6 protein-coding genes and 1 pseudogene are annotated in these 4705 nt (G+C 69.2%); 3 read left to right on the top strand and 4 right to left on the bottom strand.

What is annotated here, in order from left to right; translation table 11 throughout:
* The 4 genes and pseudogenes from A9X04_RS20515 to A9X04_RS20500 all read right to left on the bottom strand — a co-directional run.
* Positions 1 to 385, bottom strand: a pseudogene (locus A9X04_RS20515) (phosphatidylinositol kinase); the annotation flags it as partial.
* Entirely contained in the window at positions 369 to 956 is a 588-nt protein-coding gene (locus A9X04_RS20510; protein ID WP_067924315.1) for a DUF3090 domain-containing protein, read from the bottom strand. The gene A9X04_RS20510 and the pseudogene A9X04_RS20515, both read right to left, overlap by 17 nt.
* Positions 957 to 1029: 73 nt before the next feature.
* Positions 1030 to 1857, bottom strand: a complete 828-nt coding sequence (locus A9X04_RS20505) for a histidine phosphatase family protein (RefSeq protein ID WP_067924314.1) — start codon at positions 1855 to 1857, stop codon at positions 1030 to 1032.
* Positions 1858 to 1949: 92 nt separating this feature from the next.
* Entirely contained in the window at positions 1950 to 2252 is a 303-nt protein-coding gene (locus A9X04_RS20500; RefSeq protein ID WP_067924313.1) for a hypothetical protein, read from the bottom strand.
* Between the two features lie 170 nt (positions 2253 to 2422).
* On the opposite strand from A9X04_RS20500, the gene A9X04_RS20495 reads away from it, so the two are divergent.
* From A9X04_RS20495 to A9X04_RS20485, 3 genes are all read left to right on the top strand, one after another.
* Positions 2423 to 3454 carry a hypothetical protein gene (locus A9X04_RS20495; protein WP_197509256.1) on the top strand — a complete coding sequence of 344 codons (1032 nt, stop codon included), beginning with the start codon at positions 2423 to 2425 and terminating at the stop codon, positions 3452 to 3454.
* A complete protein-coding gene (locus tag A9X04_RS20490) occupies positions 3451 to 3705 on the top strand; it encodes a DUF5703 family protein (protein WP_067740831.1) in 255 nt (84 codons plus the stop codon). Before A9X04_RS20495 ends, A9X04_RS20490 begins: the two co-directional genes overlap by 4 nt.
* 23 nt (positions 3706 to 3728) lie before the next feature.
* Positions 3729 to 4705, top strand: a 977-nt coding sequence (locus A9X04_RS20485; protein WP_067924316.1) for a quinone-dependent dihydroorotate dehydrogenase, incomplete at its 3' end; no start/stop codon positions are given.

Here is a 4705-nt window from a genome sequence, read left to right as displayed (position 1 = left end):
CCGGCTGCGGTTTGTCGGCGGGAAACAGGTCGACCAGGTCGGGGCCGGGGCTCGGGTCGGAGCCGGTGGCGTCGCCCGGTTGCTCCACCCACAACTGCAGCATGCCGGGGCCGGCCGGCCCGTGACGAATCACTGTGTACGGCACGATGTTCCAGCCCAACCGCGTCGACACCAGGTAGGCCGCGAGTTCGCGGCCGGCCAGCGTCCCGTCGGGAAAATCCCACAGCGGGGCCTCGCCCGAGACCGGCTTGTAGACGCAGTGCACGGTCGATTCGCCGAGCGTGGACTCGCACAGGAAGGTGGCGTTGCTGGCAGAGCGGATGCGTCCCAGGACCGTCAGCTCGCCGTTGCGCAGCACCTCACGGTCGTCAGGCCTCAAGTTCATCGTCAGGCCCGAGCAGCGCGCTGCGCCTATAGCCGTTGGCGCGCGCGCAGATATGGCCCTCCGGATCCAACGGTTCGTCGCAGAGCGGGCACGGGGGCCGTCCCGCCGAGATGACGCGATTGGAGCGCGTGGCGAACTGCCGCGCCGATTCCGGCGTCAGGAACACCCGCACCGCGTCGGGCCCCTCCTCGGTGTCGTCGAGCACCACCGACGCGTCGAACTCCGCGTCGGTGACGGCCAGCAATTCGACCACCACGGTCTGCGCCTCCGAATCCCAGCCCAGGCCCATGGTTCCGACCCGAAACTCGGCATCCACGGGCGTGACCAATGGGTTGAGATCCTCGACTTCGGTGGGCTCCGGGGGGACCGGCGTGCCGAACCTGCGATTCACCTCGAGCAGCAGGGCGTCGATGCGTTCGGCCAGCACCGCGACTTGCTGCTTCTCCAGCACCACCGACACCACCCGGGAATCGTGCACCGCCTGGATGTAGAACGTGCGGTTTCCGGGCTGGCCGACGGTCCCGGCCACGAAGCGGTCGGGTGTGCGGAAGACGTGGATTGCGCGGGCCATGGCACCTCCAAAATACCGGCTGTTGCCTTCGCCGTGCGATTCGATTGCCCCGCTCCGTCAGTTTTAAGCGGAATCAGTCAGTCGAGCCGCCGACCACCGCGTCACTGGACGGCACGAGCCCGGCCGGCTGCTCCCCGGGCGCCGGCCGTTCCGTTGGCGCTTGTTCCTTTGGTGTCTGTTCCGTGGGCGCGTGTTCCGTTGGCGCTGCGTGGGAGTCGCCGTCGGTCTTCGCCTTCGCCCCGTTCTGGGGCGGTGGCCCGGCCCGCAGCGCTGCAGCCAATTTCGCACCGGTGTGGTTGACGTGCAACACGAACGGACGCAGTTCGGTGTACCGGATCACGCTCACCGACGCCGGGTCGGCGGTGACCCGCTGGAAAGCGTCCAGGTGCATGCCGTACGCGTCGGCGATGACGGCCTTGATGACATCACCGTGAGTGCAGGCCACCCACAGGGCGTCGCCGCCCTGTTCCCCGCCATGCTCGAGGGCCAGCCGTCGATCGTGTTCCCGGATGGCCGCCACGGCGCGCGCCTGCACCTGCGCCAGACCCTCGCCGCCGGGAAACACCGCCGCGCTCGGGTGGGCCTGCACGACCCTCCACAGCGGCTCGCCGGCCAGCTCGGCGATCTTGCGGCCGGTCCAGTCCCCGTAGTCCACCTCCGCGAGCCGGTCGTCGATGAGCGGCTCCAGGCACAGCGCGGCAGCGAGCGGCTCGACCGTGCGCCGGCAGCGCAGCAACGGCGAACTGATCAGCGCGCGGATGGGCAGGTCACCGATCCGGTCGATCAGCCCGGCGGCCTGGTCGCGGCCCTTCTCGTCAAGGTCGACGCCCTTCGAGCGACCCGCCAGGACGCCGGCGGTGTTGGAGGTGGAGCGGCCGTGGCGCAACAGGATCACCGTCATGCCGCGGCGCCCAACCGGGACGTCCGAGGCATCAGGGCAACCACGACCACGACCGTACCCGGTGCGACTGCGGGTTGATGATCAGCGCGCGACTAGCGCGGCACCGGCACCGCGTGCGCCACCGAGTCCCGCACGGCGGCGGTCAGGCTGCGCTCGTCGGTGAGGTCGATGTCGACCAGGCTGCGCACCGCGGTGGCGACGACCTCGTCGGCCTGCGGGACTGGCCCGGCAAGGCGGGGCCGGTAAATTTCGACGACGAGCAAGCCGTGCTCGATGTGGAACGAGAAACTGCGCCCATCACCGACTTGTCCATATCCGCTGGCGAAAATCCCTGTCGACATGTCTTCGACAGCAAACTCTTTCTCCGCGATATGCCGGTCAACGGTGACGGCCATAAGCCGACGATACCTCGCCCCCGAGGCTTGATGTGCGCAACATGGCCATATTGGATGCGAAGGCGTTCCTTAAAGTGGAAGGCCTACAGTCGTCGCACAAGGGAAGATAGTTGCTGTCATTGCACGGGCGTAATCAACCCACAGCTCATTGCCGTGTGATCGGATTCGCGATTTTGCTGGCCGCGGTGACCGGTTGTTCGTCGAATATATTCAAACCCGCGCCGCCCACCATCGAACCGGCCGCGGCCGCCGTCTCCCCGCCGGCGTCACAGAACCCCGCCGGCACGGTTCGCCCACTGCCGATCCACGCCGTCGCGGCCGCCTTCGACGGCGCCGCCCGCCGACTGGCGGTGCTGGCGCCCGGCGCCGCCCCGGCGGGGCCGGGCAGCGTCGCCGTCTTCGATGACCCGAAGGCCGCGGCGCGGGTCATCGACCTGCCGGGCCCGGCGACCGCCATGACCGATGACGGCCACGGCACCGTCTACCTCGCCGCGCGGGGCGGCTATTTCGTGGTCGACCTGGGCACCGGCCATACGGGCCAGGTGAACGTCACCGACGCGCAGCAGACCGATTTCACCGCGGTCGCCCAACGTGCCGACGGCAAACTGGTGCTGGGCAGCGCCGACGGGGCCGTCTATACCCTCTCTTCTCCTGCTTCTCCCACACCAGCTTCTCCCGCCCCCGGGGCCGCCGCCACCGCGACCATCGGTAGCCGGACCAAGATCTTCGCACGCGTCGATTGCCTTGCCACACAAGGTAATACGACAGCTGTCCTGGACCGGGGGCAGACGTCGGTGACCACCATCGGCGCCGACGGTCGAGTCCAGCAGGCGTTGCGGGCCGGCGAGGGGGCGACCACCATGGCCGCGGACCCCTGGGGCCGGATTCTGGTCGCCGACACCCGCGGCGGCCAGCTCCTGGCGTACGGCGTCGACCCGCTGATTCTGCGCCAGGCCTATCCGGTGCCCCAGGCGCCCTACGGCCTGACCGGCTCGCGCGCATTGGCCTGGGTTTCGCAGACCGCTTCTAATATGGTCATTGGTTACGATCTGTCCACCGGAATTCCCGTCGAAAAGGTGCGTTACCCAACCGTGCAGCAACCGAATTCCCTGGCCTTCGACGAAGCGTCAGACACCTTGTACGTGGTGTCGGGGTCCGGTGCGGGGGTCCAGGTCATCGAACACGCGGCGGGTGGGCGTTGACCGCGCCGCGCCGAAGTCAGCTGCCTGCGGGCTGGGACACCGAACTGTCCGACGAATACGAGTGGGTGCCGCTGCGCCTGCCACCCGAAGTGACCCGCGTCAGCGCGTCCATCCGGCTGTCCATCGAGGCCGAATACCGGGGCTGGGAGCTCACCCGGGTGCGGCTTTACACCGACGGTAGCAGGCGAGTGTTGTTGCGCCGCAAGAAATCTCGACTGGACAACCGGCGACCCGACCAGCCGCAACTGTGACGGTGACCCAACCCCGCGAAGGCTTGGTCTACGGCCTGGTCCGACGCCTGTTTTTCCTGGTTCCGCCCGAGCGCATCCACACGCTGGTTTTCGCGGTGCTGCGCGGCGCCACCGTCCTCGGCTTGGCGCGTCGGCTGTTGCACCGCCTGCTGGGACCAACCGATCCGGTGCTGGCGAGCACGGTGTTCGGGGTGCGTTTCCCGGGGCCGCTCGGGCTGGCCGCCGGCTTCGACAAGGACGGCAAGGGCTTACTGACCTGGGGGGCGCTGGGCTTCGGGTACGCGGAGGTCGGGACCGTCACCGCGAACGCGCAGCCGGGCAACCCGCCGCCGCGCATGTTCCGGCTGCCCGCCGACCGCGCCCTGCTGAATCGGATGGGCTTCAACAACCTTGGTGCGGGGGCGCTTGCGATCCAGCTCGCGCGTCACCGCCCCGACATCCCGATCGGGGTCAACATCGGCAAGACGAAGTCCACGCCGGCCGCCGACGCCGTCGACGACTACCGGGCCAGCGCCCGATTGGTCGGGCCGCTGGCGTCGTATTTGGTGGTCAACGTCAGCTCACCGAACACGCCGGGCCTGCGCGACCTGCAGGCCGTCGAGTCGCTGCGGCCCATCCTGACCGCCGTGCTCGCCGAGGCCTCCGTCACCGGCACGCCGGTCCTGGTGAAGATCGCGCCCGACCTTTCCGACGCCGATCTCGACGACGTCGCCGACCTGGCCGTCGAGCTGGGCCTGGCCGGGATCGTCGCCACCAACACCACCGTGTCGCGCGACGGGCTGAAGACGCCGGGGGTCGACGCGCTGGGTCCCGGCGGCATCTCCGGGCCGCCGGTGGCGCACCGCTCTGCCGAGGTGCTGCGCCGGCTCCACGGCAGGGTGGGCGATCGCCTGGTGCTGATCAGCGTCGGGGGCATCGAGACGGCCGACGACGCGTGGGAGCGGATCACCGCGGGCGCGTCGCTGCTGCAGGGCTATACCGGCTTCATCTACGGAGGAGG

The sequence above is a fragment of the Mycobacterium sp. E3247 genome (genome assembly GCF_001667785.1).
GTDB lineage: Bacteria > Actinomycetota > Actinomycetes > Mycobacteriales > Mycobacteriaceae > Mycobacterium.
The sequence above is the reverse complement of the archived record's forward strand: the minus strand, read 5'-3'. Positions and strand labels throughout refer to the sequence as shown.